General features: G+C 62.9%; 15 protein-coding genes and 1 pseudogene. 10 read left to right on the top strand and 6 right to left on the bottom strand.

From position 1 onward, the window contains the following. Positions 1-57 precede the first annotated feature (57 nt). The 3 genes from ECTOBSL9_RS10990 to ECTOBSL9_RS10980 all read right to left on the bottom strand — a co-directional run bounded on the left by ECTOBSL9_RS10990 (position 58) and on the right by ECTOBSL9_RS10980 (position 3,141). Positions 58-1,392, bottom strand: coding sequence for a hypothetical protein (locus ECTOBSL9_RS10990; RefSeq protein ID WP_063465090.1), 1,335 nt, complete (start codon positions 1,390-1,392; stop codon positions 58-60). Between the two features lie 114 nt (positions 1,393-1,506). Continuing rightward, positions 1,507-1,734: a HepT-like ribonuclease domain-containing protein gene (locus tag ECTOBSL9_RS10985; RefSeq protein WP_082829878.1), complete on the bottom strand. Its 228-nt coding sequence runs from the start codon at positions 1,732-1,734 to the stop codon at positions 1,507-1,509. Positions 1,735-1,746: 12 nt separating this feature from the next. Further along, entirely contained in the window at positions 1,747-3,141 is a 1,395-nt protein-coding gene (locus ECTOBSL9_RS10980; protein ID WP_240480961.1) for a transposase, read from the bottom strand. A gap of 80 nt (positions 3,142-3,221) precedes the next feature. On the opposite strand from ECTOBSL9_RS10980, the pseudogene ECTOBSL9_RS17840 reads away from it, so the two are divergent. Further along, a pseudogene (locus tag ECTOBSL9_RS17840) lies at positions 3,222-3,413 on the top strand (transposase); the annotation flags it as partial. A gap of 174 nt (positions 3,414-3,587) precedes the next feature. Here the strand turns inward: ECTOBSL9_RS17840 and ECTOBSL9_RS10975 are convergent. Then, a complete protein-coding gene (locus ECTOBSL9_RS10975; RefSeq protein WP_205631959.1) occupies positions 3,588-4,055 on the bottom strand; it encodes a nucleotidyltransferase domain-containing protein in 468 nt (155 codons plus the stop codon). A 265-nt stretch (positions 4,056-4,320) separates the two neighbouring features. On the opposite strand from ECTOBSL9_RS10975, the gene rfbC reads away from it, so the two are divergent. The 9 genes from rfbC (at position 4,321) to ECTOBSL9_RS10930 (ending at position 14,523) form a co-directional block, all read left to right on the top strand. Next, positions 4,321-4,869: a dTDP-4-dehydrorhamnose 3,5-epimerase gene (rfbC, locus tag ECTOBSL9_RS10970; protein WP_063465086.1), complete on the top strand. Its 549-nt coding sequence runs from the start codon at positions 4,321-4,323 to the stop codon at positions 4,867-4,869. Further along, positions 4,869-5,942, top strand: coding sequence for a dTDP-glucose 4,6-dehydratase (gene rfbB / locus ECTOBSL9_RS10965; protein ID WP_371258975.1), 1,074 nt, complete (start codon positions 4,869-4,871; stop codon positions 5,940-5,942). Before rfbC ends, rfbB begins: the two co-directional genes overlap by 1 nt. Next, the gene (gene rfbD, locus ECTOBSL9_RS10960; RefSeq protein WP_063465084.1) at positions 5,939-6,829 is read left to right on the top strand and encodes a dTDP-4-dehydrorhamnose reductase; all 891 of its coding nucleotides are present in this window, start codon (positions 5,939-5,941) and stop codon (positions 6,827-6,829) included. Before rfbB ends, rfbD begins: the two co-directional genes overlap by 4 nt. Positions 6,830-6,846: 17 nt before the next feature. After that, positions 6,847-7,815, top strand: a complete 969-nt coding sequence (locus ECTOBSL9_RS10955; RefSeq protein ID WP_063465083.1) for a hypothetical protein — start codon at positions 6,847-6,849, stop codon at positions 7,813-7,815. 133 nt (positions 7,816-7,948) lie between these two features. After that, complete coding sequence (locus ECTOBSL9_RS10950; protein ID WP_168161552.1) at positions 7,949-9,334, top strand: capsule biosynthesis protein; 1,386 nt, start codon at positions 7,949-7,951, stop codon at positions 9,332-9,334. Positions 9,335-9,480: 146 nt separating this feature from the next. Next, a complete protein-coding gene (locus tag ECTOBSL9_RS10945; RefSeq protein ID WP_063465081.1) occupies positions 9,481-10,902 on the top strand; it encodes a form I ribulose bisphosphate carboxylase large subunit in 1,422 nt (473 codons plus the stop codon). A 73-nt stretch (positions 10,903-10,975) separates the two neighbouring features. Continuing rightward, positions 10,976-11,305, top strand: a complete 330-nt coding sequence (locus ECTOBSL9_RS10940) for a ribulose bisphosphate carboxylase small subunit (protein WP_063465080.1) — start codon at positions 10,976-10,978, stop codon at positions 11,303-11,305. A gap of 75 nt (positions 11,306-11,380) precedes the next feature. Next, positions 11,381-12,184: a CbbQ/NirQ/NorQ/GpvN family protein gene (locus ECTOBSL9_RS10935; protein ID WP_063465079.1), complete on the top strand. Its 804-nt coding sequence runs from the start codon at positions 11,381-11,383 to the stop codon at positions 12,182-12,184. A gap of 20 nt (positions 12,185-12,204) precedes the next feature. Continuing rightward, entirely contained in the window at positions 12,205-14,523 is a 2,319-nt protein-coding gene (locus ECTOBSL9_RS10930) for a nitric oxide reductase activation protein NorD (RefSeq protein ID WP_063465078.1), read from the top strand. Between the two features lie 8 nt (positions 14,524-14,531). Here the strand turns inward: ECTOBSL9_RS10930 and ECTOBSL9_RS10925 are convergent, their stop codons facing one another. Next, complete coding sequence (locus ECTOBSL9_RS10925) at positions 14,532-15,854, bottom strand: replication-associated recombination protein A (protein ID WP_063465077.1); 1,323 nt, start codon at positions 15,852-15,854, stop codon at positions 14,532-14,534. A gap of 35 nt (positions 15,855-15,889) precedes the next feature. After that, the gene (gene lolA, locus ECTOBSL9_RS10920) at positions 15,890-16,507 is read right to left on the bottom strand and encodes an outer membrane lipoprotein chaperone LolA (protein ID WP_063465076.1); all 618 of its coding nucleotides are present in this window, start codon (positions 16,505-16,507) and stop codon (positions 15,890-15,892) included. Positions 16,508-16,513 lie beyond the last annotated feature (6 nt).

Here is a 16,513-nt window from a genome sequence, read left to right as displayed (position 1 = left end):
GATGAGCTGATCCCGCTGATCCTGAACGCCATTGGAACGGGATGTCGACCTGAGTGGCTATCGCCCCCGCAAGCGACGAAGGGCGTCGCCCAGACGATGTTTGAGGGGGCGGGTGGATGCGGTGATATCGGAGAAGGTCTGCCCGGGCTCACGGCGGCCATGGGTTTCTTCCAGAAGGGCGTGGGCATGGTGTTCCAGGGCGCTGAGGTGTCTTTGTACCTCTCGGAGCTGGCCCGGGGACAGGTCGTCCAGGGAGAGTTCACCCAGCAGTTCGCTGGCCTGCTTGAGGCGTTGCAGGGCCATGCCGGGGGCGCGGGCGGCGCGAAATTCCATGCCCAGACGATCCAGGGCTTCCACCAGAAGGCTGGCATGGTCACGGGCCAGGTCCGGGTTGGCCAGCACGGTGGTCAGGCGTTCGGCCTGGCGTTTTTTGAGTTTGGCACGGTCGTCGCCCCGCTCGGGCATGGGCCATAGATCCAGGGCGCCGCCCAGGCGCTGAGCCACCACCGTGGGCGCGTAGTGCGGTTTGGGCGCAACGAAGGGATAGTAGGTGTCCAGGCGGACGTCCAGCGCATCCCGGGCACCGATCATGGCAAAGCCGGCGGCCCGCCAGACGTCGATGAGCGGCTCCTTGAGTTCGCCAAGGCGGGCGTGCAGGCCTGTGAACAGAACCTCGGCGTCGGCGATGCGCTCGTAGGCCTTCGGGTCTTCCAGAAGGTCCTTGAGGAAAACTTCGGCCAGGGCCAGTTCGCCCAGTTCGATTTCCAGCTGCTCCCTGCCCTCCAGGCGATAGGCGTCGATGATCTGTGCCTCGGGGATGCCCAACTCATCGCGTTGGCGACGCAGCTTGAGCCGGCGATGAATCCAGCCATAGCCCAGTTTGGTTTCCGGGGCCATTTGCAGGGCGGCCTCGATGCGCTCTTCGGCTGATTCGTCGAAATCTTCCGGCAGAACGCCGGCCAGTACGGTGCTGAAGTCCGCGTAGCGCTTTGGATCCTGTCGGTGAAGATCGCGCATGGCGGCCAGACGACGGTTGCCGTTGATCACGACGCCATGGTGGTTGATGAGCAGCGGTTCGGTCTGTTTAGCCGTGCGCGCGAGTTCCTGGTGAATGGGGCCGCGGGGGTCCTGGGCGATCTCCAGCAGGAGTTGCTCAAGCACTTCCTGGACCTTGGGGGTGTCGGCGGGCTGGTCGAAGAAGTCTTCCGGAAGATCCAATGCGCGGATGCGGGCACGCTTTTCCACGGCGATGCGGCCATTTTGCGGCCGGTAGAGCAGGCTCTCGATGGGGATGCGCGCGATGGGCACCTCGCGATACCCACCGTCGATGGGGACCGGGTATTGGCCGTGGGTGCCTTGGTTGAGTACCTGTTGGATATTTGAAGTGCTCATTGGTCCGAATGTGATTGAGTGGTAGCGGCGCGGAGTCGCTCATGTTCTCGGATCAGTGCTTGCCCAGCAAGGCTTCGAGACTATCCGCCGTTGCGGGAGTATCGGGAAATTGCTTCAATATTTTCCCAATTGTGCAGAGGAGAAATCGATCAGCTGTTGGTAGTGACGCTGCCGGATGATATCCAACACAATGTTGGCATCCAGATTCAGGTAGTCATGTACCAGAGCATTGCGCAGCCCGATCACCTTGCTCCAGGGCGTGCCGCTCGCGTCGTGTCCAAGCGCTTGCAGTTTGGCAAAGGCCTGACGGGCGTCGCTGGGCACAGTCATGCCAAGAGACATGAACTACCATCCCTAAACCGCTTGCGCGGTTGTAGGCATGGTTTCCGGTTTCGATGATCTGTGCGCAGTTGGGCGCTTGCCCTTCTGCGGCTTACCCTGATCTCCACCGGCATAGCCGTCCGGGGACGGCGGTTCGGGGCGCACCGCCCCTACCTGTTGATGGGAATTGCACTGACCGATCACCGCTGTGACGCCGCGTCGGGCAATCACCCGGCTGGCGTTGTGGTCGGCATGATCGATCTGCCCGCAGCGTTGACAGACAAATCGGCTCTGACTGGGCCGATTGTCGGGATGAATGTGGCCGCAAACGGCACATTCCTGCGAGCTATGGTGCGGCGGCACCACGAGAAACAGCACGTTATTTCTCGGTGCCTTGTAATGGGCATAGGTTCTGATCCTGCCCCAGACGCTATGGAGGATGCCCTTGTTGAGCCCCGCCTTGGCGCGGGCACCGTTGGGTGCGTGGCGCCCCCGTTCGTCGGTCTTCGCCTTCGGGCGACGACTCATGGAGGCCACCTTGAGGTCTTCCATGACCACCATCCTCACCCCCGACGTGGTCACAAGGTCATGGCTGACCTTATGGGCAAAGTCCTTGCGCACGTTGTTGGCGTAGGTGTGGGTGCGGGCCACGCGCTTTTTGGCCTTGTGCCAGCCGGATGAGCCCTTGGCACGTCGCGCCATCCGACGCTGCCAGCGAAGGCGCTGGCGTTCCTTGCGGGCCATTCGCTGCTTTTGCACCGGGTCGAAGGCATACACCGATCCCGTGCTGGCGTAGGCAGGCACCGCCACGCCGCGATCCACGCCGATGGTGGCCGCGTACAATGAAGCCTCATCCCACTGCGATAACTCGGCCTGGATCTCGGCGGGCTTTGGATAGATCACGTCATCCTCGGTGGCAAATGACACATGCCACTGACCGGCGTTGATGCTGATGACGATGGATGCGGGCAATGTATGAGGCCGATCCGCGACATAGCGCAACCGACCGAGCGGGTGCTTTTTCGTGCCGACCCGAAGGTGATAACCCCCTTCGCCATCATCCTCGAAAGCAAATAACTCCCGCGTCAGCCAGACGCCTTGTTCGCCGCCTTTTCCATGAATTGTTGGGCGACCGGATAATTTCTGGAAGAAGCGACTGTAGGCTTGTTTCCATCTTACCGCGCCATTGCGCAATACCTGGGAGGGCACCTCCCGCAACCACGCCGTATCGGGTCCGATGAACTGGCTGTATTGTTGGTCGATGGGTGGTTTTTGCCCGGTCAGCGACAAGGCTCTTCGGGCGAAGGCACGAAAATAACGGTCTTCTCTGACCTTGCTGTTATAGATGAATCGCTGACATCCAATCCAACGCAGCAGGATATTTTCCTGCTGGCGACCGGGATAGCAACGAAAGCGATGTCCGATCATGCCCATGCCTGCTATCGTTCCATGAAAACCACCAAGGCGCAACCATGGAAAGCACTACAAAATAATATTCTCACGCCGTTTATGACATTAAGCTGCATAGCGCCCGCCGCGCCCGCAATCGTTTTGCCGAGCACTTGGCGGCGTTTTATTGGAAACCGATGTTTTGGCACCGCGCCTATTACGTTGGCTCTGTCGGTGGGGCATCCCTGGAGACGGTTCGGGCCTACGTGGAATCACAAGGCACCAAACCCCTCAAAAGAAACCCCGCTTGACCCCCTCCTGGCTAACGCCTAGCAGGGGGAATGCGCGGGGAAATGTTCAACCTCTGTTTGGCAATCCCTATGCAGGCCTCCGTCAATAGTTGCAGGTTGCGCTCTGCCGCACGATATATCAGGGGCGACAGGCCCTGCGGCGCCTGACTCAATGCGTGAAGCTGCTCAAGTTCTTCAGCCAGAGTGGCCAGATGCTCCCGCATGGCGTGTACGTACTCGATTTCCACAGTCAGGCTCCTGGGTGTCAGAGGCGGCAAATTTTCGCACATGGAACTGGTAATCAAGCTCCCACATTGAACTGATCCGGTTCTCTTCACGAGCCAGACGCAGGGCATCGTTGACCTGCAGAACCCTTCCTGTGCGAATAATCACCATGGCCAGCGGAATGGGTGCCTGATTGATATCGACAACCGAGAGCATGTCCTCCGCGAGGTCGAGCTGATTCCGCCACTGCTGGGCTAGTAGCTCAGGCCTCAGACGCCGCTCCAAGGGACGTTTTTCAGGGGTGCGGAAGGCAACCGCCAAGTCGTAGTCGCTCGTCTCGGTCGCGGTATTTTTCGCACGGGAGCCATAAAGCCATAGCACGGCAATTTCCCTGTCGGCCGATGCCATTTCCGTCAAGCGTTCCAGTGTTGTTCTCACTCAGATCCTCGTGGCCATGTTCTGCGGCAGGATTCACCCCCCATACCTGAATCATGCGCCCTGCTTCGCTGCGCTGATCTTTCCAGATGCGGGCATCCCAACTCACTTCAGGGTCGCGGGTCAGGACTGCATTATTTTACCATGCGCCGGCCCTCAACCCGCCCCGTAACTTGGAAGCATGCCCCATCCAGCCCCTGCCTGGGGCATTAGCCAACAGCCACCATCGTCGGTATATTCCGGCCACTATCCTCAATCAAGGGCCCTCATGAAAGCCGAACCACTCGCCCTCCCCGGCTTGTTCCGCCTCACCCCCAGGGTGTTTGGCGATGATCGGGGGTTTTTCTTCGAGAGTTTCAATGCCCGGGCCTTTGAGGCCGCCACGGGCTGCAAGGCCACGTTTGTGCAGGATAACCACTCCCGGTCGGCGCGGGGGGTGCTCCGGGGTCTGCATTACCAATTGCCGCCCCATGCCCAGGGTAAACTGGTGCGGGTGGTGCAGGGTAAGGTGTTTGATGTGGCGGTGGACATCCGGCGCGGCTCGCCCACGTTCGGGCAGTGGGCGGGTGAGGTGCTCTCTGCTGAAAACCGTCAGCAGCTGTGGATCCCCCCGGGCTTTGCCCATGCCTTTGTCACCCTGAGCGCGACGGCGGAGTTTCTCTACAAGACCACGGATTATTACGCCCCGGGGTGCGAACGCTGCATTGCCTGGGATGACCCGGAGATCGGGATTGAGTGGCCCCTGGAGGAGCCACCCCTGCTTTCTGATAAGGACCGCCAGGGGGTGCCTCTGGCCAAGGCGGAGGTGTTTGAGTGATGGTGAAAACGTTTCTGGTGACCGGCGGTGCCGGATTCATTGGCTCGGCGGTGGTGCGGGAGTTGATTCAGCACACGCCCCATCGGGTGGTGAATGTGGACAAGCTCACCTATGCGGGGAATCTGGAGTCGGTGGCGCCGGTGGCGGATGATGCGCGTTATCGGTTCATCCAGGCGGATATCTGCGATGCGCCGGCCATGGCGGCGTCCTTTGCCGAGTATCAGCCGGATGTGGTGATGCACCTGGCGGCGGAGAGTCATGTGGATCGGTCCATCGACGGGCCGGCGGCCTTTGTGGAAACCAATCTGGTGGGCACCTATGTGCTGCTGGAGGCGGCGCGGGCCTATTGGAAGGGGTTGCTGACGGACGAGCCGGAACGGGCCCGGGGATTTCGTTTTCACCACATCTCCACTGACGAGGTCTACGGGGATCTGGAAGGCTCGGAGGCGTTGTTCACCGAGTCCACGCCCTATGCCCCCAGTTCGCCCTACTCCGCCAGCAAGGCCGGTTCGGATCACCTGGTGCGGGCCTGGCAGCGTACCTATGGCCTGCCGACCCTGGTCACCAACTGCAGCAATAACTATGGCCCCTATCACTTCCCCGAGAAGCTGATCCCGCTGATGATCCTCAACGCCCTGGCGGGCAAGCCCCTGCCGGTGTATGGCGACGGGGGTCAGATCCGCGACTGGCTGTACGTGGAGGATCACGCTCGGGCGCTGATCCAGGTGGCCACCGGCGGCGCGGTGGGCGAGACGTACAACATCGGCGGACATAACGAGAAGACCAATCTGGAGGTGGTGGAGACCCTCTGCGATCTGTTGCAGGAACTACGCCCACCGGCGGCCGACGGGCATTATCGCGATCTGATCACCTTCGTGCAGGACCGCCCCGGCCATGACCGGCGCTATGCCATCGATGCCGGCAAGATCGAACGGGAACTGGGCTGGGTGCCCAGGGAGACCTTCGAGAGCGGGTTGCGCAAGACGGTGGCCTGGTATCTGCAGAACCAGGATTGGTGGCAGCGGGTGCTGGATGGCAGTTATCGAGGGGAGCGATTGGGAGTGGGCGCATGACAATCCTGCTACTGGGATCGACCGGCCAGGTCGGGTTTGAACTGCATCGGGCGCTGGCGCCGCTGGGCACGGTGATCGCGCCGTTGCGGGGGCAGCTGGATCTGGGGGATGCGGATGGCCTGGCGGGGGCGCTGCGCGCAACCCGACCGGAGCTGATCGTGAATGCCGCGGCCTGGACGGCAGTGGACGCCGCCGAAACAGAGCGCGAGGCCGCCTTTGACCTCAATGCCCGGTTGCCTGAGCAACTGGCCCGTTATGCCGCCATCGCCGGTATCCCGCTGGTGCACTATTCCAGTGATTATGTGTATCCCGGTCATGGCGAGGCCCCGTGGCGGGAGGAAGACGCCACGGGGCCCTTGTCGGTGTATGGGGAGAGCAAGCTGGCCGGGGATGAGGCCGTGGTGGCCAGCGGGGCGTCGCATCTGATCTTTCGCACCAGCTGGGTGTACGGTGCCCGGGGGCATAACTTCATGAAAACCATGCTGCGCCTGGGCGCGGAGCGGGATTCCCTGAAGGTGGTGGATGACCAGATCGGCGCGCCCACGCCCGCCAGGCTGATTGCGCAGATGACCTTGCTGGCGCTGTATCGGCAGCGGCTGGGGCAGCCGCTGTCGGGGGTGTATCACCTGGCGCCCCGGGGCGAGACGAGCTGGCGGGGGTTTGCGGCGGAGATCTTCCGTGTGGCCCAGCTGTTGGAGATGCCCCTGACGATCACCTCGGAGCAGGTGGCCGGCATCCCCACCGCTGAGTACCCCACACCGGCGCGTCGGCCGTTGAATTCCCGCCTGGACGTGACCCGCCTGGAAAAGGACCTGGGGCTCACGCTACCGGACTGGCAGAGTCAGCTGGCGTTGACGTTGCGGGAGTATCGGGAAATTGGGCCATAGGTCGCCATGATTCGGTCATGATCTTTGTCGTGGAGGAACAACCGAATCCCTCATCGGATTTCTTCGTCTTGCCGGCTGTACAACAGCTGGGGGAAAGGGTTGAGCGGGTCGGTTTCGGGGAGGTGCCGTCCAGCGAGACCCTGAGTGGGGCCTGGGTGGTGTTTGTGCGCTATGTGCCTCCCGCCTGGCGACGGGCCGTGGAGGCGGCGCGGGGGGAATTGGCGGGGGTGGTGCTGTTCATGGATGACGATGTGCTGGACCCCAGGGCCGCCGCTGGCATGCCCTGGCGTTACCGGGCCAAGCTGTGGCGCCTGGGGGCGCGTCATCGTGCCTGGCTCAGGCAGATCGACGCCGCGTTGTGGGTGTCCACCCCCCATCTGCAGACCAAGTATGCCGAGTGGCATCCCCGCCTCGTGGAGCCCGCCCCCATTCCATTACCTGAGCCCGGCTGCCGGGTGTTCTACCATGGCTCGGCCTCCCACGGGGCGGAGATCCGCTGGCTGTATCCCGTCATGGCTGAGGTGTTACAGAGAGATGAGCGGGTAAGTTTCGAGATTGTGGGGGGGCAGGCAGTCTATCGGCAGTTTCGCCGGCTACCCAGGGTGACGGTGATCCATCCCATGAAGTGGCCCGCCTACCAGGCCTTTCTGGCCCAGCCGGGACGGGATATCGGCCTGGCACCGCAGTTGCCAAACCCTTTCAATGCCGCCCGCTCCCACACCAAGGTCTTCGACATTACCCGGGCGGGTGCAGTGGGGATCTATGCGGCCGATTCCGCCTGTGGCGAGCATGTGCGCCACGGTGAGGATGGGTGGGTACTGCCCATGAAGCCACAAGCCTGGATCGAGGCCCTTCTTGCGCTGGCTGACAACGGCCCCCTTCGCGAGCAACTGCACACCCGGGCGCGGGCACGGTTCTCTGCCCCACCCGCAGTGGTGGATGGATGTCACAAAACGAAGGGCTCGCCCGTTGATGGAAGGTTTTAGTGCTAGAATTTGACCATTGTTAAGACCGGGACTGAAGATGTCCCGCGAAGGGATTGTATTTCATCTCGAAGGCCGAGGGGACGTTGTGCTGTCGCATTTTTCCGGGAAGCGGATTCTGCTGTTGCAGGGCCCCATGGGTCCTTTTTTCTGGCGCCTGAAGAAGGACCTCGAGGCGGTTGGTGCGCGGGTGGACAAGGTCAATTTCTGCGCCGGTGACCAGCTCTTTTATCCGCGCGACGCCATTCCCTTTCGGGGCAGCTTCGACCAATGGCCGGACTTCCTCTCGGGCCTGCTCACCCGGCAGCGCTATGATGCGGTGATGCTCTTTGGCGACTGCCGCCCCTACCACCGGGTGGTGCCCCACCTGATCCGGTTCATGAAGACGCGGCTCTACGTCTTCGAAGAGGGCTATTTGCGCCCCGACCATATCACCCTGGAACGTGACGGCGTAAACAGCTTCTCGTCCCTGCCCCGCGACCCGGAGGTCTACCGACGATTCCCCGACCATTCGGTAGAGCAGGCCGTCAAGCAACACACACGTCACGCTTTTGCATGGTCAGCCACGTTTGCGGTCTCCTTTGCCCTGTGGAATTTCTTTCTGGCCTGGCGGTTCCCCCGGTATCGGCATCATCGCTCATTGAACCCCTTCAAGGAAGCGTTTTACTGGTGCCGTGGAGCGGCGCGCAAGCTCCACTTTTCGCGGCTTGAAGCGCCGTCGGAGCAGCAGATCCTGGCGCCGGATGCCCCACCCTTTTTCCTGGTGCCCCTGCAAACCCACAACGATGCCCAGATCACCGTGCATTCGGATTTCGAAAGCATTGAGGAATTCATTGGTGTGGTGCTGCGCTCCTTCGTGGAGAGCGCGCCAGCGGGGCATCGACTGGTGTTCAAGCACCATCCACTGGATCGGGGTTACACCGACTACACCCGCCTGATCAAGCGACTGGCACAGGACCAGGGCGTGGCCGACCGGGTGTTCTACGTACACGACCTGCATCTGCCCAAACTGCTGGACCATGCCCGGGGCACCGTGGTGATCAATAGCACCGTGGGCCTGTCATCGATCCTGCATGGCACCCCCGTGTGTGTGCTGGGGGACCCCGTCTATCACATGCCCGGGCTCACCCATCAAGGCGCCCTGAATGGTTTCTGGAAGGAGCCGGGCCAGGTGGACAAAAAGCTTTTCCAGCGTTTTCGAGCCTGGCTGCTGGCCCATAACCAGGCCAATGGCAACTTTTATGAGCGCCTGGACAACCTGCCCGGCCACACGGGGGTGATCTGGCCCCCCTGCTGGGAGTGGATACGGTGCCCGTCACCCCCCAAAAAACCACCACCCAGGTGGACCCCAGCGTGCAGCGCCGGCCAGCCGCCGGCTCGGTGGTACTGGGGAAAGTGGCCCAGTCGGCATCCAATCGCTCGCTGTAACCGCTCACACCCTGCCGGATCCCGCCTTGCTCCCCGCGCCCGATACCTGTCGGTCGGGCTGGCGGGTTGTTGCGCCCTCCTGCATAACCTATAGGTTATCCAAACAATCACAACAATTGATTATTAATTATACCCGCACTTATTGTAGTCTTTCTCACGTCGAAGCAGACTTGTTACGCACCCTACACCGGCGCCGCCGGCAGGGGGGCGACAGAACCTAAAAAATCAAAGGAGTCGACGATGGCCGTTAAGACCTACAGTGCTGGTGTAAAAGACTACCGCCAGACGTACTGGACCCCGGAGTATACCCCCCGCGATACCGACATCCTGGCGGTGTTCAAGATCACCCCGCAGCCGGGTGTGGATCGCGAAGAGGCTGCCGCCGCCGTGGCCGCCGAGTCCTCCACCGGCACCTGGACCACGGTGTGGACCGACCTGCTCACCGACATGGACTACTACAAGGGCCGCGCCTACAAGATCGAGGATGTGCCCGGTGACGATGAGTGCTTCTATGCCTTCATCGCCTACCCCATCGACCTGTTTGAGGAAGGCTCGGTGGTCAACGTGTTCACCTCCCTGGTGGGCAACGTGTTCGGCTTCAAGGCCGTGCGCACCCTGCGTCTGGAAGACGTGCGCTTCCCCATTGCCTATGTGAAGACCTGCGGTGGTCCTCCGCACGGCATCCAGGTGGAACGCGACATCATGAACAAGTATGGCCGCGGCCTGCTGGGCTGCACCATCAAGCCCAAGCTGGGCCTGTCTGCCAAGAACTATGGCCGGGCCGTGTATGAGTGCCTGCGCGGTGGTCTGGACTTCACCAAGGACGACGAGAACGTGAACTCCCAGCCGTTCATGCGCTGGCGCCAGCGTTTCGACTTCGTCATGGAAGCCATCGACAAGGCGGAGCAGGAAACCGGCGAGCGCAAGGGCCACTACCTGAACGTGACCGCCCCCACGCCGGAAGAGATGTACAAGCGCGCCGAGTACGCCAAGGAAATCGGTGCCCCCATCATCATGCACGACTACATCACCGGCGGTTTCTGCGCCAACACCGGCCTGGCCAACTGGTGCCGCGAAAACGGCATGCTGCTGCACATCCACCGCGCCATGCACGCGGTCATGGACCGTCATCCGCGCCACGGTATCCACTTCCGGGTGCTGGCCAAGATCCTGCGTCTGTCCGGCGGCGACCACCTGCACACCGGCACCGTGGTGGGCAAGCTGGAAGGCGACCGTGATGCCACCCTGGGCTGGATCGACCTGCTGCGCGAGGATTACATCAAGGAAGACCGCTCCCGCGGCATCTTCTTCGATCAGGACTGGGGCTCCATGCCTGGCGTCTTCGCCGTGGCCTCTGGCGGCATCCACGTGTGGCACATGCCGGCACTGGTCGCCATCTTCGGTGACGACGCCGTGTTCCAGTTCGGCGGCGGCACCCTGGGTCATCCCTGGGGCAACGCGGCCGGCGCCACCGCCAACCGCGTGGCTCTGGAAGCCTGTGTGCAGGCCCGCAACGAAGGCCGCGAGCTGGAGAAGGAAGGCAAGGACATCCTCACTGCCGCCGCCAGCCACAGCCCCGAACTCAAGATCGCCATGGAAACCTGGAAGGAGATCAAGTTCGAGTTCGACACCGTGGACAAGCTGGACGTGCAGCACCGCTGATCGAACCCGCTCATTGACCCTTGCGAGGGCGGCGCAGCGCCGCCCCGCCACCTGATCGAAAGAGGATGACACCATGTCTGATATCCAGAGCTTCAAGTCGTCGCAGAAATACGAGACCTTCTCCTACCTGCCGCAGATGAACGCCGAGCAGATCCGCCAGCAGATCCAGTATCTGGTGGACCAGGGCTGGAACCCGGCCATCGAGCACAGCGAGCCCGAGAACGCCTTCGGTTCCTACTGGTACATGTGGAAGCTGCCCATGTTCGGTGAGCAGTCGGTGGACACCGTCCTGGCCGAAGTGGAGGCCTGCAAGCAGGAGAACCCGGGTCACCTGGTGCGGTTGATCGGTTACGACAACTACGCCCAGTGCCAGGGCACCTCCATGCTGGTGCACAAGGGCTGAGCCCGGGGGCATCCGCCCTGCCCTCACCCCACCCCCTCTCCCGCCCGCGGGAGAGGGGCTTAGCAGGAGACACCCATGCACGAAGACGTTCGCGATTATCAGGTCACCCAAGAACCCTATTACCGCGCCGTGGGCGACGAGGTGGATCTCTACGAGGCCGCCTATGCCGTGCGCATGCCCATGATGCTCAAGGGCCCCACCGGTTGCGGCAAGACCCGTTTTGTGGAGTACATGGCCTGGAAGCTGGGCAAGCCCCTGATCACCGTGGCCTGTAACGAGGACATGACCGCCTCCGACCTGGTGGGACGCTACCTGCTGGATGCCAACGGCACCCGCTGGCAGGACGGCCCCCTCACCCTGGCTGCACGTCATGGTGCCATCTGCTACCTGGACGAAGTCGTGGAGGCCCGGCAGGACACCGTGGTGGTGATCCACCCCCTGACCGACAATCGCCGCGTTCTGCCCCTGGAGAAGAAAGGGGAACTGGTCGAGGCCCATGAGGATTTTCAGCTGGTGATCTCGTACAACCCGGGTTACCAGAGTCTGATGAAGGATTTGAAGCAATCCACCAAACAACGTTTCGGCGCTCTGGATTTTGGTTATCCGGAGGCCGATGTGGAGAAGGAGATCGTCTCCCACGAGACGGGTGTCTCCCATGACGTGGCCGGCAAACTGGTGGGCGTGGCCGAGCGCGCCCGCAACCTGAAGGGTCACGGTCTGGACGAAGGCATCTCCACCCGCATGCTGGTCCACGCCGGCTCCCTGATCGCCCGGGATGTAGACCCCCTAGCCGCCTGCCGCATGGCCCTGGTGCGCCCCCTGACGGACGACCCGGACATGCGCGACGCGCTGGATGCGGCGGTGACCACCTTTTTCTGAGCCACTCGGAGTGGAGTGCCATGAGCATCGATCTGGAAGATTATCGGGATCTGCTGGATGACCTGGGAGGTCATGCCGAGGAGGTGATGGGTTCAGCGTGGCAGGAGGCGGTGCGCACCTTCAGCCCCTCGGGCCTGAAAAACTTTTACCTGGAAGGCGCCGTGGCCCTCAAAAGCCTGGGTCGTGGCAGCGAACCGGTGATCGACTTCATCCAGGAGGCCCCCAGCGTCGCCCGGGAACTGGGCGAGGACGCGGTGCGCTATCTGCTGGAAGCCTCGGCCAGGCTCTCCTCCAAAACCAGCGGCGCCGTGGTGGGCCTGGTGATCTCCACCAGCCCCATTGCGGCGCGGCGCCTGGGTGATCCCGATCTGTTCCTGCGCTACCTGGGCCTGCTGGAAAACCTGGTGGCCCAGGCGCCCCGGGGCATCCGCCCCATGCTGGAACACCTGGACGTGCTCCTGACCCATCTCACCCTGGGCGGCCTGCGCCGCTGGGCCCTGTGGGGGGCCAAGGTCCATGGGCGCGATTACAAGGCCCAGGTGGCCTACTTCGCTCTGGAGACCCCCGAATCCCAGTCCGTGTTCCAGAAGGAGCGCCGCGGCACCCTGTTCGTGGACGTACACCGACGCATCAACATGTACCTGCGGGCCCTGTGGGCACGGGATTTCTTCCTGCGACCCACCAGTGGCGATTTTGAGTCCAAGGAGGGTGTACGCCCCTATATCGAAGGCTTCACCGTCCACGTCCCCGATGCCTACGACGACGAGCACGGCCTCAGTGGACTGCAGATCTATCGGGCCACCGCCGCCCATGCGGCCGCCCATGTGGTGTACAGCCGCGCCCGCATGCCTGCCGATAACCCGGGCGGTATCACCGGGATGCTGGTGGGCCTGATCGAGGACGCCCGGGTGGAGACCCTGGCCATGAATGCCTTCCCCGGCCTGCGCCAGATCTGGGCGCCCTTGCATGCAAGCAGCCCCAAGGACGGCGACGCGGTCACCCCCATGCTGGGCCGGACCGCCCGCGCCCTGCTGGACCCGGACTACCAGGACGACCACCCATTCATTGGGCGTGCCCGTGAGGCCTTTGCCGCCATCCATGACGACCTGGAGCGCCATGGCCTGGCCTGGCAACTGGCCTTCGAACTGGCGCCCCACTTCCCCCATGCCGATGACTTCCACTCGGTGCACGACCACATCCCCGTTCTCTATCGGGATGACAACCGCTATATCTGGGCCCTGGGCTCCGAGGAGGACTTCGATACCGTTCGCCTCGGGCAACCCCAGCAGGAGCGGATCCATGTCTCGCTGATGGAGATGATCAACGAGCTGGATGTGCCCTTCGCCGGCGACGATGCCCAGCAGATCCTGATCCTGAGCTCCGAGTTCTTCCGGGACTCCGAGGATCTGAGCCTCAATGAGCAGGAGGGCAAGCCGCCGGTCTCCCTCCCCTATCACTACCAGGAATGGGACTACCAGATGCAGCTGGAGCGCCCCCACTGGTGCACGCTCCTGGAGCGCCGCCCGGTGATGGGCGACCCGGCAGTGATTGATGCAGTGGCCGACAAGCACAAGCCGCTGATCAGTCGTCTGAAGTACCTCATCGAGGCGCTGCAACCCCAGGGCATGCAGCGCCATCGTCGCCAGCCCGAAGGGGATGATCTGGATCTCAACGCCCTGGTGGAGTCCATGGTGGACCTGCGCATGGGGCGCCAGCCCGACCCTCGGGTGCATATCCGCCACGAGCGCAAGGTGCGGGATCTATCGGTCCTGGTGCTCATCGACCTGTCCGAGTCCACCAATGATCAGGTGCGCGGCACCCACAGCACCATCCTGGAACTGGCCCGGGAGGCCACCGCCCTGCTGGCCGGCGCCATGGATCGCATCGGCGACCCGTTTGCCATCCATGGCTTTGATTCCGATGGGCGGCACGACGTGGAGTATTTCCGATTCAAGGACTTCGAGGAGGCCTACGACGATAAGGTGAAGGGTCGCCTGGCGGGCATGAAGGGGCAGCTGTCCACGCGCATGGGCACGGCGATTCGCCACGCGGGTGAATTGCTGCGGCGTCAGCCCACGCGCAAGAAGCTCATGCTGATCATCACCGATGGGGAGCCTTCGGATACGGATGTGCGCGATCCCCAATACCTGCGCCAGGATGCGCGGCATGCGGTGGAAGAGGTGGCCAGGCACGGCGTGGACGCCTTCTGCATGAGCCTGGATCCCCATGCGGATGACTATGTGGAACGGATCTTCGGGGCCAAGCGGTATATGGTGGTGGACCATGTGGCCAGGTTGCCGGAGACGTTGCCGACGCTGTATGCGGGGTTGACGCGGTAGGGGGGCCCCTACGACCGGCTTTCCCGATTCCGCCGCCGCAGATCCAGCAGCTTTTCTCGAATGCGGATCTCCAGTCCCCGCTCCACCGGCTCGTAATACCGGGGCTCACCCATGCCCTCGGGAAAGTAACAGGCCCCCGCCGCAAAGCCATCCACCTCGTCGTGGGCATAGCGATACCCCTTGCCGTAATCCAGCTGCTTCATCAGCCGCGTGGGGGCATTGCGCAGGTGCAGGGGTACCTCCTGGGTACCGCGCTTGCGGGCATCTTCCAGGGCGGTGTTGTAAGCCACGTACACGGCGTTGCTCTTGGCGGCGCAGGCCAGATAGATCACCGCCTGGGCCAGGGTCAGCTCGCCTTCCGGACTGCCCAGACGATCGAAGGTGTCCCAGGCCTGCAGGGCCAGGGTGAGTGCCCGGGGGTCGGCGTTGCCGATGTCCTCGCTGGCCATGCGCACGATGCGCCGGGCCAGGTAGCGAGGATCGCAGCCCCCGTCGATCATGCGACAGAACCAGTACAGTGCCGCATCCGGGTCACTGCCCCGCACGGATTTATGCAGGGCGGAGATCTGGTCGTAGAACAACTCGCCGCCCTTGTCGAAACGACGCAGGCCCTGGCTGGTAACCTCCTCCAGGATGGTCTGATCGATCACGGGCCCCTGCCCTTCGTCCCGGGCCAGATCGGCGGCGATCTCCAGCAGATTGAGGGCCCGACGGGCATCGCCGTCGGCCATCCGGGCCAGCAGGTCCCGCAACTCCGGGGCCATGTGCAGGTGACGGTCTCCCAGGCCCCGCTGGGCATCTTCCAGGGCCCGGTCGATGATGGCACGGATGTCGGCCTGCTCCAGATTCTTGAGCACATAGGTGCGCACCCGCGAGAGCAGTGCGTTGTTCAACTCGAACGAGGGGTTTTCCGTGGTGGCGCCAATGAAGGCGATGGTCCCGTCTTCCACATGGGGCAGAAAGGCATCCTGCTGGGACTTGTTGAAGCGGTGCACCTCATCCACGAACAGCAGGGTGGGTCGGTGCGCCTGCTGCTGGGTCTCCCGGGCCTGTTCCACGGCGGCACGGATGTCCTTGACGCCGCTGAGGACGGCAGAGAGGGTGATGAACCGAGCCCCGCAATAATGGGCGATCAGCCGGGCCAGGGTGGTCTTGCCGGTGCCCGGTGGCCCCCAGAAGACCATGGAGTGCAGGTGATCCTCCTCGATGGAGCGGCGCAGGGGCTTGCCGGGGGCGAGCAGATGCAGCTGTCCGGCGTACTCATCCAGATGCGTCGGCCGCATCCGGTCGGCCAGGGGGCGGGCCGGGTTGATGGGATCGGATGCGGCCATGGCCTCGGAGGATGGATCAGGCGACCTGGGCACCCTTAGTTGTGCATCACGTCCACGCCCGGCGGGGGTTCGAAGCGAAACCGGGAGGCGGGAATATCGGGGTTGATGTCCATGTCACCAAAGCGGATGCGGGTCTGCTGACCGAACTGGTCATACAGCACCATCATGCGCACCTGACGTCCGTCCATGCCGATCAGCAACTGTTCGAAATCCGAGCCTGCTTCCCGTGGGGTCAGGGCCAGCCAGCTCATGCCCTCGATCTCGCCCTGTTCTTCCACATGGAAATCCTCTTCCAGGGGGCGGGGTTGGGAGAGCAGCATCACCGGGGTGCGGCCCAGCACTTCATCCATCTCCTGAACGGTGGCCTGGGCCAGGTCTTCATCGTAAGTCCACAGGAACTGGCCATCGGCGATGATCTGCTGGGTGTAGGGCTTCTCATAGTCCCAGCGGAACTGACCGGGGCGCTTGAGATACACACGTCCTTCGGTGGCCTGCATGACCTCGTCCTGCTCCGTGAGCACCACCTGCTCGAAATCGGCCTGGAAGCTCTCCATCTCCTGAAAGAAGTGGTTGAGCCGCTCCCGAGCATTGTCGGCCTGGGCAGGGGCGATCACGAGCCCCAGCAGAACCAAGAGGATCAATAATCTGCGCATGATGCA

This window comes from Ectothiorhodospira sp. BSL-9, from assembly GCF_001632845.1.
GTDB lineage: Bacteria > Pseudomonadota > Gammaproteobacteria > Ectothiorhodospirales > Ectothiorhodospiraceae > Ectothiorhodospira.
Note: the sequence above shows the minus strand (reverse complement) of the source record. Positions and strands in the feature narration are given on the sequence as shown.

Bases quoted from the DNA above. Each gene is read 5' to 3' on its own strand.
- ECTOBSL9_RS10990 (WP_063465090.1), bottom strand. From the start codon at position 1,392: ATGAGCACTTCAAATATCCAACAGGTACTCAACCAAGGCACCCACGGC.
- ECTOBSL9_RS10985 (WP_082829878.1), bottom strand. From the start codon at position 1,734: ATGTCTCTTGGCATGACTGTGCCCAGCGACGCCCGTCAGGCCTTTGCC.
- ECTOBSL9_RS10980 (WP_240480961.1), bottom strand. From the start codon at position 3,141: ATGATCGGACATCGCTTTCGTTGCTATCCCGGTCGCCAGCAGGAAAAT.
- rfbC (WP_063465086.1), top strand. From the start codon at position 4,321: ATGAAAGCCGAACCACTCGCCCTCCCCGGCTTGTTCCGCCTCACCCCC.
- rfbB (WP_371258975.1), top strand. From the start codon at position 4,869: ATGGTGAAAACGTTTCTGGTGACCGGCGGTGCCGGATTCATTGGCTCG.
- rfbD (WP_063465084.1), top strand. From the start codon at position 5,939: ATGACAATCCTGCTACTGGGATCGACCGGCCAGGTCGGGTTTGAACTG.
- ECTOBSL9_RS10955 (WP_063465083.1), top strand. From the start codon at position 6,847: ATGATCTTTGTCGTGGAGGAACAACCGAATCCCTCATCGGATTTCTTC.
- ECTOBSL9_RS10950 (WP_168161552.1), top strand. From the start codon at position 7,949: ATGGGTCCTTTTTTCTGGCGCCTGAAGAAGGACCTCGAGGCGGTTGGT.
- ECTOBSL9_RS10945 (WP_063465081.1), top strand. From the start codon at position 9,481: ATGGCCGTTAAGACCTACAGTGCTGGTGTAAAAGACTACCGCCAGACG.
- ECTOBSL9_RS10940 (WP_063465080.1), top strand. From the start codon at position 10,976: ATGTCTGATATCCAGAGCTTCAAGTCGTCGCAGAAATACGAGACCTTC.
- ECTOBSL9_RS10935 (WP_063465079.1), top strand. From the start codon at position 11,381: ATGCACGAAGACGTTCGCGATTATCAGGTCACCCAAGAACCCTATTAC.
- ECTOBSL9_RS10930 (WP_063465078.1), top strand. From the start codon at position 12,205: ATGAGCATCGATCTGGAAGATTATCGGGATCTGCTGGATGACCTGGGA.
- ECTOBSL9_RS10925 (WP_063465077.1), bottom strand. From the start codon at position 15,854: ATGGCCGCATCCGATCCCATCAACCCGGCCCGCCCCCTGGCCGACCGG.
- lolA (WP_063465076.1), bottom strand. From the start codon at position 16,507: ATGCGCAGATTATTGATCCTCTTGGTTCTGCTGGGGCTCGTGATCGCC.